General features: G+C 40.0%; 16 protein-coding genes, 1 rRNA gene and 1 pseudogene. 3 read left to right on the forward strand and 15 right to left on the reverse strand.

From position 1 onward, the window contains the following. Window positions 1-5 precede the first annotated feature (5 nt). The 15 genes from XYLOR_RS12710 to XYLOR_RS12780 all read right to left on the reverse strand — a co-directional run bounded on the left by XYLOR_RS12710 (window position 6) and on the right by XYLOR_RS12780 (window position 13,355). Window positions 6-314: a (2Fe-2S) ferredoxin domain-containing protein gene (locus XYLOR_RS12710; RefSeq protein ID WP_036880207.1), complete on the reverse strand. Its 309-nt coding sequence runs from the start codon at window positions 312-314 to the stop codon at window positions 6-8. A gap of 30 nt (window positions 315-344) precedes the next feature. Next, window positions 345-1,622 (reverse strand): radical SAM protein, encoded by a 1,278-nt coding sequence (locus XYLOR_RS12715; RefSeq protein WP_036880210.1) that lies wholly within the window; start codon window positions 1,620-1,622, stop codon window positions 345-347. A gap of 3 nt (window positions 1,623-1,625) precedes the next feature. Then, on the reverse strand, window positions 1,626-3,035 hold the full coding sequence (locus tag XYLOR_RS12720) for a nitrogenase component 1 (RefSeq protein ID WP_154655739.1): 1,410 nt from the start codon (window positions 3,033-3,035) through the stop codon (window positions 1,626-1,628). A gap of 21 nt (window positions 3,036-3,056) precedes the next feature. After that, window positions 3,057-4,388, reverse strand: coding sequence for a nitrogenase iron-molybdenum cofactor biosynthesis protein NifE (gene nifE / locus XYLOR_RS12725; protein ID WP_036880213.1), 1,332 nt, complete (start codon window positions 4,386-4,388; stop codon window positions 3,057-3,059). Window positions 4,389-4,396: 8 nt separating this feature from the next. After that, window positions 4,397-5,776, reverse strand: a complete 1,380-nt coding sequence (locus XYLOR_RS12730; protein ID WP_036880217.1) for a nitrogenase component 1 — start codon at window positions 5,774-5,776, stop codon at window positions 4,397-4,399. 23 nt (window positions 5,777-5,799) lie between these two features. Then, window positions 5,800-7,428 carry a nitrogenase component I subunit alpha gene (locus XYLOR_RS12735; protein ID WP_036880219.1) on the reverse strand — a complete coding sequence of 543 codons (1,629 nt, stop codon included), beginning with the start codon at window positions 7,426-7,428 and terminating at the stop codon, window positions 5,800-5,802. Window positions 7,429-7,446: 18 nt separating this feature from the next. Continuing rightward, window positions 7,447-7,821: a P-II family nitrogen regulator gene (locus tag XYLOR_RS12740; RefSeq protein ID WP_036880220.1), complete on the reverse strand. Its 375-nt coding sequence runs from the start codon at window positions 7,819-7,821 to the stop codon at window positions 7,447-7,449. Between the two features lie 19 nt (window positions 7,822-7,840). Next, window positions 7,841-8,167, reverse strand: coding sequence for a P-II family nitrogen regulator (locus XYLOR_RS12745; protein WP_036880222.1), 327 nt, complete (start codon window positions 8,165-8,167; stop codon window positions 7,841-7,843). A 20-nt stretch (window positions 8,168-8,187) separates the two neighbouring features. After that, window positions 8,188-9,015, reverse strand: coding sequence for a nitrogenase iron protein (nifH, locus tag XYLOR_RS12750; protein ID WP_245602016.1), 828 nt, complete (start codon window positions 9,013-9,015; stop codon window positions 8,188-8,190). A 229-nt stretch (window positions 9,016-9,244) separates the two neighbouring features. Further along, window positions 9,245-10,000, reverse strand: a complete 756-nt coding sequence (locus XYLOR_RS12755; protein ID WP_245602018.1) for an ATP-binding cassette domain-containing protein — start codon at window positions 9,998-10,000, stop codon at window positions 9,245-9,247. Then, the gene (gene modB, locus XYLOR_RS12760) at window positions 9,969-10,649 is read right to left on the reverse strand and encodes a molybdate ABC transporter permease subunit (protein WP_036880224.1); all 681 of its coding nucleotides are present in this window, start codon (window positions 10,647-10,649) and stop codon (window positions 9,969-9,971) included. The genes XYLOR_RS12755 and modB overlap by 32 nt, the downstream gene beginning before the upstream one ends. A 14-nt stretch (window positions 10,650-10,663) precedes the next feature. Then, window positions 10,664-11,410 (reverse strand): molybdate ABC transporter substrate-binding protein, encoded by a 747-nt coding sequence (modA, locus tag XYLOR_RS12765; protein ID WP_036880226.1) that lies wholly within the window; start codon window positions 11,408-11,410, stop codon window positions 10,664-10,666. Between the two features lie 6 nt (window positions 11,411-11,416). Next, entirely contained in the window at window positions 11,417-12,730 is a 1,314-nt protein-coding gene (locus XYLOR_RS12770) for an alginate export family protein (protein ID WP_036880231.1), read from the reverse strand. A gap of 68 nt (window positions 12,731-12,798) precedes the next feature. Beyond that, a complete protein-coding gene (locus tag XYLOR_RS12775; RefSeq protein WP_036880233.1) occupies window positions 12,799-13,152 on the reverse strand; it encodes a winged helix-turn-helix domain-containing protein in 354 nt (117 codons plus the stop codon). After that, on the reverse strand, window positions 13,149-13,355 hold the full coding sequence (locus tag XYLOR_RS12780; protein ID WP_036880237.1) for a TOBE domain-containing protein: 207 nt from the start codon (window positions 13,353-13,355) through the stop codon (window positions 13,149-13,151). The genes XYLOR_RS12775 and XYLOR_RS12780 overlap by 4 nt, the downstream gene beginning before the upstream one ends. A gap of 1,345 nt (window positions 13,356-14,700) precedes the next feature. Between XYLOR_RS12780 and XYLOR_RS14080 the strand changes: the two are divergent. The 3 genes and pseudogenes from XYLOR_RS14080 to XYLOR_RS12790 all read left to right on the forward strand — a co-directional run bounded on the left by XYLOR_RS14080 (window position 14,701) and on the right by XYLOR_RS12790 (window position 17,922). Continuing rightward, a pseudogene (locus XYLOR_RS14080) lies at window positions 14,701-15,768 on the forward strand (ISAs1 family transposase). Between the two features lie 344 nt (window positions 15,769-16,112). Further along, the gene (locus XYLOR_RS13870; RefSeq protein ID WP_154655699.1) at window positions 16,113-16,256 is read left to right on the forward strand and encodes a hypothetical protein; all 144 of its coding nucleotides are present in this window, start codon (window positions 16,113-16,115) and stop codon (window positions 16,254-16,256) included. A gap of 137 nt (window positions 16,257-16,393) precedes the next feature. Next, a 16S ribosomal RNA gene (locus XYLOR_RS12790) occupies window positions 16,394-17,922 on the forward strand. Window positions 17,923-17,943: the final 21 nt, after the last annotated feature.

Consider the following 17,943-nt stretch of genomic DNA (forward strand, 5'->3'; position numbering starts at 1 on the left):
GTGTTTTAATCAGATATTATATATTTCTTGCATACCTCACCATCTTCCAAGGCATCAAGGATTTCATCTATCTTTTTCTTGGTGTCAACTTCTCCATACCATGCATTTAATGGATGGATAACCATAATAGGACCTTGCGAACAGTTGTTCATACATGCAGTGGTCGTTACTGCCACGTCAAGTCCTCTGTCTGAACATTCGTCAACGATATAGGGCAACAAATCTCCTGAGCCCTTTACATGACATGCTCCTTGTGTCTGCCCTGTCAATCGATATGAGTTGCAAAGCAAAATGTGATACTGTGGTTTTTTCATTTTATTTGTGTTTGATATTAATCGTTTTAATTACGCACAACCTTCTCTATTTCCTCCACATTTACCCCGTCCACATCCGGAAGCCTCCTTTTTAGAAATACTTCGGATCGGAATATTCTTGTAGATTCCCTCAAGTCCTTCGTCTATCAATCCTGTCATTTCTATCAAATGAACATGACAACTTTCGAGTATAACACGTGGATTCTCGCCAACACCACTAACTAAGAGTGCCCTGCAGTCATGTAGTAAATGTGCCATATCTATCCAACGCTGATCACCACTTCCCGAAGTAGGCGTCTTACGTCTTTCGATCATTTTATATCCGTTTGGAGTCTCCTCATAGATGGAGAGTCTGTCAGTTTCACCTAAATGCATATTTACAAGAAGTCCTTCATTGGTAGCTACTGCCACATAAGGGCGACCTGATGTGGCTATGTTTGGCCTTGAAGCAAATTCTTTCAGTAAGACATTAAGGCCTTTTAGATCCTGTCCTAATAATCCGGCTGCATCAGCACGGCAGCGTGCACAATGTCCCATTAGTGGCAGATACGCTGATACATTCGTCCGAGTCCTGAATATCATTGCCTTATCAGGTTCACCGATAGTCTCAAAAGGTGTATCTTCTGTAGGTAACATTGGTATACAGTTAATAATATCTGCACCAAGTTCTTTACAAACTCTTGCTACTTCCGGAATATGTTCATCATTCACCCCGGGGATAATGATACTGTTTATTTTTACGATGATACCTTTTCTATGTAGTTTGGGAATACAAGCCAATTGTCTTTTCATGAGGATTTCTGCACCAGTTTCCCCTCTATAGACATGACGGTCAAAACGTACCCACTTGTATATCATGGCTGTTATTGTCGGATCAACAGCATTAATGGTAATGGTGACATGACTAACACCGAGAGCTGCTATTTCATCAATATAAGGTTCTAGTTCCAAACCATTTGTTGAAAGACAGAATATCTTATCAGGAAAAGCATCATGACATTGTCTCAATGTTTCCATTGTCTCAATTGGATTAGCGAAAGGATCGCCCGGGCCTGCAATACCAATTACTTTCAGGTTGTCCATGGTTAAATTTAGAGCACGCAAGTATTCTACAGCTTGCGTAGGAGTAAGCATTGAAGAAGTTACACCCGGGCGACTTTCGTTGATACAATCATACTTCCGATTGCAATAATTACATTGTATATTGCACTTTGAGGCAACAGGAAGATGCACTCTGGCATTTGTGTGTATAACATCCTTGTTAAAACAGGGATGTTCTTCTATTTTATGTTTTTTTGTTAATGTCATATCCTAAATATATTTATAACCAATAGGTGAATTTTCTTGTTTGTATTCAATAAGAGCATTTACAATACGGTCAAATAATTCCTGAGTTCCTTTATATCCTATATGATGCAGGCGTTGACCACCAAATCTGTCGTGTATGGGGAATCCTACTCTTACAAGAGGCTTTTTAAGTTTTCTGCTTATATAATATCCTTTGCTGTTACCAATAATAAGATCAGGAGATGCTGTAGATAAGGCTTCACTCATTGTTTCAAAGTCACAATCATCCATCACTTTCATAGTAAATTCCAACTCAGGAAATATCTTAAAGGCTTCTCTACGCATGCTGCCACTGTTTCCTCCAGAACCAATAAGAACAGGTTCTAAACCTATTTCTTTGCAAAAAGAAAGTAACCCTAATACCAGATCCTCTTCACCGTAAATCATTACCTTCTTACCAAATACGTATTTATGACCATCTACATAAGAATCAACTAAACGCCCTCGCTCTTCAACAAATTTCTCGGGCATCTTTTTATTTCCAATCTGGCATAATGTGTTATAAAAATGATCACAGGCATTAATACCAATAGGTAGTGGCATTTGGAAATTACGTATATAACGATTATCCTGTAACCACTCTCCGGCTGTTGGCGTATTTTTTGTAGCACGTACACGCGTACTGGCTTTAGCAAAGACTGTACCAAACTCAATTGTAGCCTTAGCTGTACCAGTACGGCGTATGTCTTTAATTTTCGTTCCACCCGATGGAATGAGTTGGTATTCATGAGTAAACACATTGTCAAGCGATTTACTGTAATCAGGAAAGAGAACCGCATCTATTCCAAATTCCTGCACTATCTCATGGAGGTAACGCATGTCTGCCGGCGATACCATACCCGGTAGAATATTGATATGGCCCTGTTGATTCCCACTGTCGGCCATTGATGACAGAGTGGCTAATACGGCATGATGAAAACCATCAATATGACTTCCGCAATAGCTGGGTGTAGACGCAAAAACAAATAGTGGAAGTTCCTTGTTGTCGGTATTAGCATCCTGATAATCACGAATGAGAGCCGGGACATCTTCACCAATCGTTTCAGCAAGACAAGTTGATGCTATTCCCATCACTTTAGGATGATATTGGGCTATCACATTATTAATGCCGGTAATAAAGTTCTGACTCCCTCCATAAACGGTGGTTCGCTCACTAAAATTACTTGACGCGATATCCATTGGTTCACGAAAATGGCTTATTGTATATCTGCGAATATAAGTGGCGCATCCCTGCGAGCCATGTACCATAGGTACACATCCTTCAATACCCTTAAAAACCAGACATGCCCCTAATGGCGCACATAATTTACATGCATTACGTGTACTTACGTAATATTTATGTTTAATATCTTTTTCTGTTATCACTGAAGCCATAAATACCTCCTTTTCTTTTTCTTATTTCTTCGTGAATTGCCATATCGGCGACATCGCGGTAGAATATATCTCTTTTGCAAAGTTCAACATTCCTTCATAACCAGACAATGCTTCTTTTCGCTCATGGTTGTGATCACAGAACCCAAGTCCTATCTTAAAGGCGATAGGTCTTTCCTTCACGCCGCCGATAAATATATCTGCTCCCTTTTCTTTAACAAAATGGCTCAATTCTACAGGGTTAGAGTCATCTACAATGATAGTTCCCTCATCGCAGAGCTTTTTAATTATTTCATAATCTTCTTTTGTACCGGTCTGTGAGCCTACTATGACACTTTGTACTCCGATTAATCTCAAAGCTTTTACTAAAGAAATTGCCTTAAAAGCACCCCCTACATAGATAGCAGCTTTTTTTCCTGCTAGACGCTCTTTGTACCATTCTAACATAGGCCTCAATCTTGTAAATTCCTTTCTTACCAGTTCACGTGCCTTTTCCATCATATCCTGATCATTAAAGAAACGTGCCACTTCATATAAAGCTTCACTCATGTCTTCGATACCAAAATAAGATACCTTTTTCCATGGAATGCCATATTTTTCTTGCATCATGACGGCTAGATGACTCATGGAGCCAGAACATTGAACTACATTGAGTGATGCGTTATGGGCATTACCAATGTCTTCTACCCGTCCATCACCTGTCAAGGAGCAGTTCACGTTTACTCCGATTCGCTTATAATAATCTATAAGCATCCATAACTCACCGGCAAGGTTGAAGTCACCAAGAATATTTATACTATGTGGCGGCGTCGGTTTGTCTATACGTCCTGTTAGCTTAAACAGGGCATCACACGCTATTCTATAACCGTCTTTTTTCGTACCCTGAAAACCGGGAGACTGAACAGGAATAACGGGTATCCCACTTTCTTTTTCAGCTAACTCGCAGATCTTCTCAACATCATCACCGATAACCCCGACGATACATGTTGTGTATACGAAGGCTGCCTTTGGGTGATAAAGACTAATAAGTTCCTTTAACGCGGATTCTAATTTCTTCTCACCTCCAAAAATAACATCACGTTCTTGCAGGTCTGTACTGAAGCTGAGTCTGTGAAGTTGTGGCCCTGACGATAAAGAACCACGTATATCCCATGTATATGCGGCACATCCAATTGGTCCATGAATAAGATGTAAGGCATCTGCAATGGGATATAGGACTACTCTTGATCCACAAAAAACACATGCCCGTTGACTTACAGAACCGGCGAGGCTGGCTTTGTTGCAATCTATAGTTTCGGCGCAGTTTCCCGCTACCGAAACCTGATTTTTTCTTTCCTTTAATATATATCCCATCATCTATCTTTTTATAATTGGAACTCGACTTTCTCTTCAGGACAGGTACGGTCTTGTTTATCCAAGAAGGCATCCAGTATCTTAACTACCATATTTGTAGCGCCTACATATCCTGTGATTGGAAAAAAGTTATGTCCAGGTCTGTCAGCGATAGGGAAGCCTATGCGTATCAATGGGATGTTCTCATCACGTGCGATATATTTAGCATAAGTGTTACCCATAATCATGTCTACACCTTCTTGTTTTATCCACTGATGCAAACGGAAGGTATCTGCCAACTCTCCTGACATGTATTTTGAACCCGGAATATCTTTGAGCATTCTAGCCATCTCTTCGTTGAAGTATTTACTTTCTGACCCTGTTATTACATAAACAGGTTTCATATCCATTGATATCAAAAACTCAACAAGAGGCACTAATAGATCGGGATCACCAAAAAGTGCTACACGTTTGCCGTATAGATACTTAGAGTTGTCGGCAATCATATCAAGTAATCTGCCTCGTTCATCATTGATCACATCTGGAACATCCAATCCTGCATGATGACTTAAACTCATGATGAAACGGTCTGTAGCCTTTAGGCCAATAGGCACATCTACGACATCATATTTTACATGACATTTCTCATCAAGTTTTACACAAGCATTTTCTGTACAGTCATGACCTATTCCGATACTGAACTTACTGTCTCCTGTGGCAACCAGATCCTCTTGGGTTGTGCCACCTTTGGGATACATGCTATATTTTCCTGTAAGAGGAGTATCTAGTGAATCTGTCATATCCGGAAACATAATCGTGCGAATCTCCATAAGTTTGGCTAGCCGTTTGATCTCACGCTGGTCACTAGGTTCCATCCATCCATTGATTAGGTTGATGACGTTGCGTTTACGTGAAGTAGACTTGCTAAAGAACTTCACCAAAGCTGTAACCTGATTGCTGTAACCCGTTATATGTGACCCCGAGTAACTAGGTGTATTACAATAAATTACCTTTTTACCTTCAGGAATCAGGCCCTCTTCGTCCGCTTTGGATATGATAGAAGTCAAGTCGTCTCCGATCGTTTCAGAAAGACATGTTGTGTGAACAGCTATAATATCAGGATTATAGACTGTAAATATGGTCTGTATCGCCTGAGTCAAGTTTGATGCGCCACCGAAGACAGAAGAACCTTCTGAGAATGAACTTGTTGAGGCCATCACGGGTTCCTTAAAATGCCTTGTCAATGCACTACGATGATAAGCACAGCAACCCTGAGAACCATGACTATGGGGTAAACATCCGTGAACACCAAGTGCTGCATACATTGCACCTATAGGTTGACAAGTTTTGGCCGGGTTGATCGTTAAAGCTTTACGATCTATTTCTTTAGCTGTAGTGTGTCTTAATAACATAATTTTTTCCTTTCTTTTAATGATTATCCAACATATTCAGCTTCTACATAATCATAATTCTCCCAAGGAGCCTTAAGTTCTTTCCAGATAGAACAGCTTACAATTTGTTCTATGTCTTTGTAGAAATTGATAGCACCCTCAAACCCTGCATAGGGTCCTCCTGAATCATAGTTGTGTAACTGCTTCAAAGGTACACCCATCTTTTGTACACAGAATTTCTCTTTAATACCTGCACAGAAGATATCCGGGTGATACATCTCTATTAGTTTCTCCATCTCATAATGACTTAAGTCGTCAATCACTAATGAACCTTTTGTCATTTCAGACATCAAACCTTCATAATCATTATATCCCAGACCGTTCTTTTTCATCTCTTCAATCTCCTCAGGCGTCTTACGCTCGCGGTATCTTGGATCCTTTGTAACTGTTATCTCTTCAATGTTACGTGAATCGGCATCAATCTGTATTGTTGGTATTACACGACGTCCTTCATAATCATCCCGATGTCCAAATTCATAGCCGGCAGAAACTGTTCTCATACCTAGTTCATTGAATAATTCCTGATAGTGATGAGCTCTACTGCCACCGACAAATAGCATAGATAATTTGCCTTTCGTCTTAGGATAGATGTCCTTAATGGCTTCTTTTACTTTTAGCTCTTCCTCGGCAATTACTTTCTCTATTCTGTCCTTTAATTCTTGGTCTCCAAAATATTCACCGATTTTGCGCAATGATTTAGCCGTGGCATTAGACCCAATAAAGTTAACGTTAATCCACGGAATACCAAAGCCGGTCTCAAGCATACTTGCAACGTAATTGATAGAACGATGGCACATGACCAAACTTAAGTCGGCTGTATGAGCACGTTCAAACTTCTGTAATGTTGAATTTCCACTCATTGTTGAGATTAACTGTATGCCACATCTCTCGAACAGATCTTCTATAACAAAAGCATCACCTCCAATATTATATTCACCTAATAGATTGACACGGAATTTATATTTTCCTTCTACTGTGTCATCGCGGCCTATCAGATTCTTAAATAATCCATTATTGGCAATATGATGACCTGCAGACTGAGAGACACCTCGGTAACCCTCACACGAGAATCCGAAGATTAGAATACCATTGCCTATTTCCTCTTTCATCTGACGGGCTACACGGTGAACATCATCCCCAATAAGTCCTACAGGACAGGTTGAGAAGATTGCAATTGCTTTAGGGTGAAAAAGCTCATAAGCTTCGCGAATAGCTTGTTTCAGTTTCTCTTCTCCTCCAAAAACAATATTTTTCTCATGCATGTCTGTGGAAAATGCATAGGGAATGTAGTTGCTGTCATCAGGGCCATCTGGGAGTGTTTGATTGCGACGTGTCAACCATGAATAGAAGCCACAACCGATAGGTCCGTGTGTGATGTTGACAATATCACGTGATGGTCCAAGTACAACTCCCTTACATCCTGCATAGGTACACCCGCGTTGCGTTATGATACCCGGGATGGTTCTGACGTTGGCTTGTATGACAGGTCTCTCCTCTGGATCGTTGTAAACGATAGACTTTGCCCGCTTCTTCGCCACCTTTGACGGATACGCCTCTAAAACCTTCTCTTTAAATTTAGAAAGGTCTATATCTTTTGTTTTATCTTCTGACATAATTTGTTCCTATTTAAATCAATCCAATGTTTTATCACCATTATCTCCTGTACGTACGTTGACAGAATCAACTGTATTGGTTATGATGATCTTACCGTCACCACTTTTCCCTGTTTGATTGACTTTTATCAGCGTTTCTACGGCAAGATCTTTTTTATCATCAGTAACGACTAAAATAATCATTCTTTTGGATTTCAACCTCGGCGATTCCTGAATGAAAGATTTTGTGTCATCATCTTCGATACCCATCTGAGCCGCTTTTTGCTTGTCGCCATGGTCGCGTCCGCGGCCTAATACAGGAATTGCTGTAAATGAAGGTAAACCGGCATCACTCAGAGCTGATTTCGTTTCAGCCATCTTGGCTATTCTAATAATTGCTATAATTGATTTCATTCTAGGCTGTGTTTAATGATTATACTTCTTTTTTACCTGAACTGATTGTGTAAATCTCATCTATTGGGGTGACGAATATCTTACCGTCACCGAAGTGTCCTGATGGTGAAGTACGGGCCGAAGAAACGATTGTTTCAACAACGAAGTCTTTGTCTTTCGAGGAGATAGCCATCAGGAGAATATCTTTAGGTAGTTCGTCATAAGTGACATCCCCAACTCGCAGACCCCTTTGTTTTCCGCGTCCATAAGCAGATATCTTTGTTACTGCCGGGAAACCAGCATCAAGTAAGGCTTTCATTACTACTACTGATTTTTCTGGTCGAATAATTGCTCTAATCAAAAACATAATATGGTCCTCCTATTTATTTAATTCATTATTCCGAATGTTGTAAGCAGCTCTTCTAGTTCATGCATTTGCATGGGTTTGGGTATTACAAAATTTGTATTATCATTTATTTTTTTAGCTAGTGTACGATATTCATTTGCCTGATTCTCTTCGGGACTAAACTCGATGACAGTCTTTTTGTTAATTTCTGCATGTTGGACGACATTGTCACGAGGTACAAAATGGATCATCTGGGTACCTAATTTTTTTGCAAATTCTTCAATCATTTGAGCTTCGTTGTCCACTTTACGTGAATTGCATATCAAACCGCCAAGGCGTACTGTTCCCACCTTACCGAATTTTGCTATTGATTTGCAGATGTTGTTTGCTGCATACATCGCCATCATCTCTCCTGAGCATACGATATATACTTCTTCAGCTTTACCATCACGGATAGGCATTGCAAAACCGCCACAAACAACGTCACCGAGTACATCATAGAATACGTAATCAATGTGTTTGTCTTCATCATAAGCTCCCAGTTGCTCTAGCAGATTAATAGAAGTGATAATACCACGACCGGCACAGCCTACTCCTGGCTCAGGACCACCACTCTCTACACAATTGGTACCTCCAAAACCTTTTTTCATCACATCGTTCAGGTCGATGTCCTCTCCTTCATCACGGAGGGTATCTAACACTGTTTTCTGTGCAAGACCATGTAAAAGCAAACGTGTTGAGTCGGCTTTAGGATCACATCCTACAACCATTACTTTTTTCCCCATTTCAGCCAAGCCGGCTACGGTGTTCTGGGTGGTGGTGCTTTTGCCGATTCCACCTTTACCATAAATTGCAATCTTTCTCATCATAATTTAATTTTTTAAAACTAATACATTATTTGTAAGTCAATTACCATGCCAAAAAGAAATTCAACATTGCTGTTGATCTTTTAATAAGTACATAAAACACTGATAATCAACAATAAATAAATTTTAAAGAAAATGGGCTTTTCACATATAGTTGTGAAAAGCCCTATAAGAAAAGCTACAAAAATGTAGGTAATATAATCAAAAAATCCGTTTTTGTATCTTCCGTTTCCTATCCATACAGAGAATCACTTAAGATAGATATCTCATGCAGCAATCTAGAAGCTCTGGCCCATGTCTCACCTGAGAAGACGTTACCCGGAGTACCGTATTTAGTGACCGTGCCATTTTCTATCAGCAGTACTTTATGAGCCAAGGCAAAAACTTCATCAACGTCATGAGTTACAAGAATCGTTAATACGTTCGATATTTCATGAGCTTTGCTAATTTCCTTTTGTAGAGAAATTCTCATCTCTATATCTAGAGCCGACAACGGCTCGTCCAGGAGTAGAATGGATGGATGTGATGCCAGAGCACGGGCTAGTGCAACACGTTGTTTTTGTCCCCCTGATAGCTTATTTGGAATTTGTTTCCGTAATGTCTGTAAATCAAAAATATTAAGAAGATCCTCTATCTCCTCTTTATTTTTTTCCTTTTGACCAAAAATGATATTTTTTTCAACATTCATGTTTGGAAACAACGCATAATTCTGGAACATATAGCCAATATTCCTTTTTTGCGGGGGAATATTTATTTTATTCTTTGAATCAAACCATGTTGTTCCATTAAATGCGATGTATCCTTCCTCTGGTGTTGTTAACCCTGCAATCATCCTCAACAAGGTTGTCTTACCGGCACCGGATTTACCAAACACACAAAGTAACTCATGTATATCTATATCTTTCTTTATGTGTAGAGTGTGAACTCCCTCAGAAGTTAACATCTTTCTTTTTACGTCAATTTCTAACATCTTTTTTTTTCTTTCCATTGAATCCATAGATTAAGCTCAGTATCGCTAGCGAAATTAAGAATAAGATGAGGGCATATTTGTTGGCTGTGGTATAATCCATCAACTGAACAGCGTCATAGATCGCAACAGAAGCTACACGGGTCTCACCCGGCATATTTCCCCCCACCATTATCACAAGGCCAAACTCACCGATACAGTGTGCAAAAGTCATTGCAACTCCTGTTAATATCGACGGGCGTATGTTGGGAATCAGTATCTTCATAAAAGTGGTGAATGGAGACTTTCCCAATGTATATGCAGCCTCGCGATAGCTTTTCGGTATCAGTTCAAAACCATTTATCAATGGTTGGACCATGAACGGCAGACTGAAAATAATACTTGCAACGAGGATTCCTTCAAAACTGAATGCTAAACGCAAATGTAATGTGGTTTCCAAAAATTTTCCAAACGCGTTCTGAGGACTATATGCTACTAATACATAAAACCCAAGTACGGTTGGTGGCAACACCATCGGCATACTGATCAGTGACTCCACAATAGACTTGAACCGGAAATGTTTGTACGCCAATATATATGCTATTGGTAACCCTAATAATAGTAATATTGTTGTTGTAAGAGTCGCCAACTTCCCTGTTAACCAGAGTGTCTGTAGAAAATCACTATCCATTTGTTATCTCTAATTTATTTAGGTAAGGAATAACCATATTTTTCCCATATTGCATCAGCAGCCGGTGACATGAAAAACTTCATGAATTTTGCTGCACCTGTATTGACTGTACTTTTTTTGATCAAAATACAACCTTGCTTGATAGGCGAGTACAGCTTCGGGTTGAATATGTAGGTCGTTCCTTTTGCCTGCATTTCAGGGGTCAATGTTAGCGAGAGTGCCACAAAAGCTATATCAGCGTTTCCTGTAAATGCGTATTGGGCTGCCTGTGATATGTTATCAGCAACGACAAGCTTTGGCTTTAATGCTTGATACATTCCATGTTTTGTCAGTAATTCAACAGAACGTTTCCCATAAGGAGCTGTCAACGGATTACAGATGGCTATCTTCTTTGTATCTGCATCATTAAGGATGGCAAGTCCCTTCTTTGCATCAACAACGGTACTATATAAAGCGAGTTTTCCATATGCGTAGATCTTCATGCCGCCATATGTAAGCCCTTTCTTCTGTAGCACTAAGGGAAATTCATCATCCGCTGACATGAAAATATCATAATTGGCTCCATTTGATATTTGCTGTGTCAAGGTACCGGAACTTCCATATACAATATTTATTTTTGCATTCTTATTTGTTTTATGATAAGCATTTTTCATTTCTTCCATCACATAACTCAGATTGGCCGCTGCGGCTACATTGATGGTCTGTGCATAACTCATAACTACCGTCATGGCAAGCACTAGTGTAAAAATAATCTTTTTCATTCCATTTTATTTTTTATTGTTCGTAAATAGGTTCTTTAAATATGCGGGTGTTATTGTCAACATCACATAGCACCATTGAGGAGTATAGATGTCAGCACTGGCGTTTTTCAACTTAAGATATTTTACTTCTTTTGTCGTAAAATAAACGCTGTAGCCACCTTGGACGTTTGCCCATTCATTCATCTTGTATTTTAGGGTAAGGTCGAGTTCTGATCCTAATGACTTACCAGCTTTGTCTGATGCATATTTCACATCTTTCATACTTTTGAATAGATGTCCCGCGACCTCCCATTCCAGATTTGATGTGGTTTTGCCTGATGCTATCAGATAATAATCACCTAAACCTTGAGTTGGAGGTGTAGTCCAGTATTCCATATATCCGTTGAAGCTGTGATTTGTTCCATACAATTTTTTGAAGTTATGTTGTGTTCCATCATTTGTATTGTCATCACCTGAGAATAAATCACATCCTATACCTAAGTTCAAATAAGTCGAAGGGTTCCATCCTAATTTTGCAGCAGCCAGTGACGCATTCATCGTTTTACCTGTACTTGATTTCCCGCTTTGGTGATAATATGTAAGTGCAAGTGACAATGGTGTTGATGTGGTACCATAGCTAAGATAACCACCATAGGTATACGTGTGATACATATTTACTTTCTTATAATTAGCAGTGTTGCCCGCTGTTCCAGAAGTGTCCTGTACACCTTCATCAACTCCAATGAGTGAGAGACTCAGGTTCTTAGCCAACACCTTATTCATCCATAAGAATCCCATATAACGATAAGGGCATACCGGTGTATAATATGTTTCGCTCTTACCAGCTGTGGTATTGTTGTACGCAAATCCTGCATTGGCTTGAAAATTATTAATGGCATATTTTATCAAAGCCATATCATGAGATGTTCCGGTGTTACTCCAGGCCGGACTGTTAAAGAGGCGTCCATCATCATACTTCAGTGCCTGTCGTCCTATTCTTACAGACCCGCCGGGAATGAGTACCATGTCTGCCCAGGCCTCAAAGATAGTGGTTGATGAATTTGTTGTTGATGCCTCTGATGTCGTCGCTGTTTCTCCATAGGTGCGGGCATCCTGGATAGTAAGTTTCGTGGATAAAAGACCTGTTTGGAATGAAACCCCTAGACGGGTGCGTTGCATGGCAACCACTAACGGATTTTCTGTTTTCAACAAAGGCTGGTTAAAGCCATCTCTTACTTCCACTCTAGGACGGAACTCGCCATCCACAGTAACAGTCTGTGCTGCTACTTTACAAGCACCAAAAAGTGCTGTTGCAAAAATAATCATTTTTACCTTTTCCATAATTTTAATTTATTATCCTAATAAAAGTAACCCGTTATACATAAAAAGATAACGCTATACAAAAAAAATCAAAATAGCTGGCTGTCCAGTTCATTCTCTGACTGGGCCAAAGCCTTGATAACTTCCAATTCCCGTCTGGCGTACATGTTGAGGATTTTTTTACCGTACTCACTGACAAAGCATCCACCTCCATTGTTGCCGCCTCGTTTCACGATGATAATAGGTTGATCAGATAATGCATTCATCTTAGTCACCATTTGCCATGTCTTTTGAAAAGAAAACCCCAAGTGGCGGGCGGCAGCGTTCATTGAACCATCATCGAGAATCTGCCTGATTAAAGCGAATTGCTCTGGTCCGATAAAAATCTTGTTCTCATGATAGACAACAACGCTTGCTCCTACCTTATATGGTTTTCTCGTCATATTCCGATCATAACTTCTGTTGATTTAAATATTGCAAAAGCTTCGTCACCCACCTTGAAGCCCATTTCTTTAACACTGTCTACGGTTATGACAGACACGATGGTATTTCCATTTCCAATATCGAGTTTGATCTTTGCGGTGACGATACCTAGTGTTATTTCTACAATCTTACCCTTAATACTGTTTCTTGCACTTAACTGCATAATTCTTATTATTTAATAATTAATACTATTATTGATATTAATTATCAATACAAGAAATGTGCCACTTTTGTATCTTATTGATTATAAGATATTTATCAAATAACAGAGCTGTAAAAACCTACATATATGTAACTGATTTTATTACATGATGACAAAAAAGTAGAATTAAAGAAGTAACTCAAAAAGGTTGGGTCGCGTATTTTGCCGATCAACTGATAAGCGCTTCTTCAAGGAAGACACTGCCAATTGGAAGTGTGACAAACCATCTACTTTTGCGCAGTTGGCTTTTTTGATGCAGAAGAAATTCTTAATTCGGACAAAAACATTATCGGATTGGCCCGTACAATTGAGAAACATCCTAAATATATTACAGATATGGTACATTGTGCTTATTATGACAAGCAAATGAATAAACTTTTGGGGCGTATATCAAATTAGGTGAATCAAAGCCCGGACAAAAGTTCTTGTTGGATAAGATACCCCTATATAAGGGCAAACACATTGTTATCAATTTTTGGTAGATGCATTGTAGGGCCTGCATGTATGATATTAAGAATTCGAAAAATAAGTAGCGAGATACATAAGAATTCTGATATCCAATTGCTCTTTATGTGTGAGGGTCTGGACGGTGAATAGGCATACTATAAATTTGCAGATGAGAATTTGGCTGGCGAAAAACAGTATAAGTGTCCATAACTAGCTTAAAAACGGCTAAAGCCATCTAAGTACTACTGTCTAGTCGTTTGCCAATTCTATTTTCGTTTGGCTTACAAGATATGCAATTACAGTACGGTAATTGTTTCCGAATGATTTGATTTTTTGATATCTCTCTGGTGCGAATTTCACCTAGACTTAGTGCTTTGGCATAATAGTAACCGCTACTCTTACCCTTCATGTTATTCTTTATTAATCTGTAATTTACTGACATATATGTCTTTTAATGTTATAAAAATGTATGTAATTTTTTTCTCTGAAAATAAAAATGTTTTTTAACCTCAACCTCACTTTTTATGCGTAAATTACTGATAAATAATACGTTATTGCTAGTGAGGTTTAGTGAGGTTTGGTGAGGTTATAAATTGCTCTCAGCATTGAAAAATAGGCAGTCTGTATAAACAAAACAAGTTGATTCGTTAGGCAAAACAACTTGATTTGTCTAACAAAATAAGTTGTTTTGTTCTTTGATATTTATGCTTTTCAGGGCTGACGCATTACATTTTAGTAAATGTATTTCATTTTATATAATTAACTTATTATACTGATATACAGTTATTTAAATATTCGTATATATCAATATTATTTACTATCTTTGCATTTAATATAAGTACATTTTTTTGTAAAGAATATGAAATTATTTACAGTATTGAAGGAAATCGAAGATCCTAGAAGAGATCATTTAAAGGAACACAGTTTGAAATGTATCTTTTATATTACTATAGCTGCCGTGATAGGTGGTGCGGAAAGTTGGTATGAAGTTGAGGAGTTTGGAAAAATGAAGGAGCCATTTTTCCGTTCCAGGATAAAGGACTTTAAAGGAGTTCCTTCGCATGATACATTCAACAGGATCTTCTCTATCCTTAACCCCAAAGAACTTGAGCGTGTATTCAGATTGTGGATTAATGAGATATGCGGTAAGTATAGAGGTATCGTACCAATAGATGGAAAGGAAATATGCGGTGCAAGGATAGAAAAGAAGGATGGGAGTTTCGAATCATTAAGAATGGTTGGCGCCTGGGCTGCTGCTAATGGAGTGACGCTTGGTCAGGAGAAAGTTGGAAAGAAAAGCAATGAGATAAAAGCTATTCCGAAACTTGTTCAGACCTTGGATTTGGAAGGATGTGTAGTGACAATAGATGCCATAGGTTGTCAGCATAAAATAGTAGAAACAATAATAAAGAACAAGGCGGACTTTGTTATATGCGTAAAAAGTAATTAGAAGAACCTGCATGACATGAAAAAGAGCTGGCTGGACGGGGTTGACTTTGAAGGAAATAGCATTGAGGGACATGGACATATACCTCCTGTAAGATATCAGGTTTCATATACTGAAGAATGTGGACATGGACGAAAGGAAAGAAAATACTGCCAAGTATATAATAATGGGGTCTTAGATAAAGTCTTTGGATGGAAAGGTGTCAATTCTGTGGCATGTGTAACTAACATAAAAACATATCTTAAAGAAAAAAGGACTGTGGAGGAAAAGCATTACTATATAACATCTCTACCATTGGATTCGGATAGAATAATGCAAGCTGTCAGGACACACTGGAGCATTGAGAACAACCTAGATTGGCAACTGGATGTTACTTTTAATGAGGACAACACAAGAAAAATGAAAAATGCCGCACAGAATTTTTCACTTATAAGCAGAATCACATTTGCTAAAAAAATATTAAGACAAAGGGATTTTTAAGATGAAAAGAAAACTTGCGGGCTTCGATGAAAAGTTTATGATTGATCTTTTGGCTTCTGATTGGATGAATAACTAATTTTTGATGCGTCAGCCTTGGCAACTTATCTTAATAGATATTTATACCTTATATAATAAAGGGATTTCTTCTTTTTTATTGTAGAGATTGAAGACTTTTCTATTATAGTGCATGATTCATGCATAACTTCTTTCGTTATATAGAATATTCTTAGATATGTGTATGGCGCTTTGTTTGGTTGAAAACTATGAGTTACGCCTCGTTTTTTGTAAAGAAACGCGAAAACCTTTCAAGTTTTTAAATCTTTTTCTGAAAAAGATTTGGTATTGTGGAAAATAGTTGTACCTTTGCATCCGCTTTCGAGAACGAACGTTCTTGTAAGCAAAAGAAAGAGTTCTTTGAAAAGATTTACATAGACAGAGAAGTAGTACAAGAAGCGAGTGCTGGTATTGATATATTGGTACTCGGATAACAAAAAGAAACGAACCGTCATTTATAATGAATAGGTGCTTTTAGACTTGAATTACGGAGAAGCGTTCTGAAACAGAGACAACTTTACGGATTGTGTAGGGCAGCAATGCCCGAGACAAGAAGTAGAAACAATATTTTACAATGGAGAGTTTGATCCTGGCTCAGGATGAACGCTAGCTACAGGCTTAACACATGCAAGTCGCGGGGTAACATTGATCTAGCTTGCTAGATCAGATGACGACCGGCGCACGGGTGAGTAACGCGTATCCAACCTGCCTTTTACCACGGGATAGCCCCTCGAAAGAGGGAGTAATACCGTATGAGGTCATGCGACGACATCAGATCATGACGAAAGGCTTAGCGGTAAAAGATGGGGATGCGTCTGATTAGGCAGTTGGCGGGGTAACGGCCCACCAAACCGACGATCAGTAGGGGTTCTGAGAGGAAGGTCCCCCACATTGGAACTGAGACACGGTCCAAACTCCTACGGGAGGCAGCAGTGAGGAATATTGGTCAATGGTCGCAAGACTGAACCAGCCAAGTAGCGTGAGGGAAGACTGCCCTATGGGTTGTAAACCTCTTTTATCTGGGGATAAAGTGAGCCACGAGTGGCTTATTGCAGGTACCAGAAGAATAAGGACCGGCTAATTCCGTGCCAGCAGCCGCGGTAATACGGAAGGTCCAGGCGTTATCCGGATTTATTGGGTTTAAAGGGAGCGTAGGCCGCTTGGTAAGCGGGCAGTGAAATGCAGAGGCTCAACCTCTGACTTGCTGTTCGAACTGCCAGGCTTGAGTACGCACGAGGTAGGCGGAATTTGTGGTGTAGCGGTGAAATGCTTAGATATCACAAAGAACTCCAATTGCGAAGGCAGCTTACCGGAGCGCAACTGACGCTGAAGCTCGAAAGTGCGGGTATCGAACAGGATTAGATACCCTGGTAGTCCGCACGGTAAACGATGGATGCCCGCTGTTGGCCCATGTGGTCAGCGGCCAAGCGAAAGCGTTAAGCATCCCACCTGGGGAGTACGCCGGCAACGGTGAAACTCAAAGGAATTGACGGGGGCCCGCACAAGCGGAGGAACATGTGGTTTAATTCGATGATACGCGAGGAACCTTACCCGGGCTTGAATTGCAGACGAACGCGGCAGAGATGCCAAGGCCCTTCGGGGCGTCTGTGAAGGTGCTGCATGGTTGTCGTCAGCTCGTGCCGTGAGGTGTCGGCTTAAGTGCCATAACGAGCGCAACCCCTTTCCTTAGTTGCCATCAGGTTAAGCTGGGCACTCTGGGGATACTGCCACCGTAAGGTGTGAGGAAGGTGGGGATGACGTCAAATCAGCACGGCCCTTACGTCCGGGGCGACACACGTGTTACAATGGCGCGTACAGAGTGATGGCCGCCGGCAACGTCGGTCGAATCTATAAAACGCGCCTCAGTTCGGACTGGAGTCTGAAACCCGACTCCACGAAGCTGGATTCGCTAGTAATCGCGCATCAGCCATGGCGCGGTGAATACGTTCCCGGGCCTTGTACACACCGCCCGTCAAGCCATGAAAGCCGGGGGCGCCTGAAGTCCGTGACCGCAAGGGTCGGCCTAGGGTGAAACCGGTGATTGGGGCTAAGTCGTAACAAGGTAGCCGTACCGGAAGGTGCGGCTGGAACACCTCCTTTCTGGAGACGTTTCTCATACAA

It is taken from the genome of Xylanibacter oryzae DSM 17970 (assembly GCF_000585355.1).
Lineage (GTDB): Bacteria > Bacteroidota > Bacteroidia > Bacteroidales > Bacteroidaceae > Prevotella > Prevotella oryzae.